This window comes from Flavobacterium sp. SOK18b, assembly GCF_014156605.1.
Classification (GTDB): Bacteria; Bacteroidota; Bacteroidia; order Flavobacteriales; family Flavobacteriaceae; genus Flavobacterium; species Flavobacterium tiangeerense.
Map to the genome: position 1 here is coordinate 1 of NZ_QKNZ01000179.1, position 624 is coordinate 624.

General features: G+C 36.2%; 1 protein-coding gene. It reads left to right on the top strand.

Annotation, left to right across the window (positions count from 1 at the left end; all coding sequences use genetic code 11):
- The first annotated feature begins 11 nt into the window (after positions 1-11).
- Positions 12-584 carry a pseudouridine synthase gene (locus DNC80_RS15770; RefSeq protein ID WP_182652033.1) on the top strand — a complete coding sequence of 191 codons (573 nt, stop codon included), beginning with the start codon at positions 12-14 and terminating at the stop codon, positions 582-584.
- Positions 585-624: the final 40 nt, after the last annotated feature.

Genomic DNA, 624 nt, shown 5'->3' on the forward strand with positions numbered 1-624 from the left:
GATTTTAATCCATGCACCGCCATTTCATCATTCACAAGCCTTATGGCTATTTAAGTCAGTTTATCTATGAACTCAAACGAAAAAAACGCTTGTTGGGCGAACTCTATGATTTTCCAGAGGGCACTATGGCTATCGGTCGATTAGATGAAGACTCTGAAGGGTTATTGCTCTTGACAACCGACGGTAAAGAAAGTGAAGCAATTAGAAGTAAGAAAGTCGATAAAGAATACTATGTGCAAGTAGATGGTGTCATCACGCAGCAAGCTATTGATGAAATAAAAGAGGGAGTTGAAATTGGTTTTAATGGAACTAAATATAAAACCAAGCCATGTCAAGCTTTTATTTTGAATGAAATTCCTAATTTTGGCCCACGCGGAAAAAAAATTAGGGATGAAAGACACGGACCTACAACATGGGCTTCAATTATTGTAAATGAGGGTAAATTTCGTCAAGTACGAAAAATGACTGCAGCTGTTGGATTCCCCACCTTACGCTTGGTTCGTGTTCGAGTTGGCAATGTACATCTCAACGATTTACAAGCTGGAGAAGTTATAGAAGTAGAAAATTTTCAAATAGAAAATTAAAAGGTAGTACTAGTTTTTTTAATCTTTTAATTTTTAAATC

Bases quoted from the DNA above. Each gene is read 5' to 3' on its own strand.
- DNC80_RS15770 (WP_182652033.1), top strand. From the start codon at position 12: ATGCACCGCCATTTCATCATTCACAAGCCTTATGGCTATTTAAGTCAG.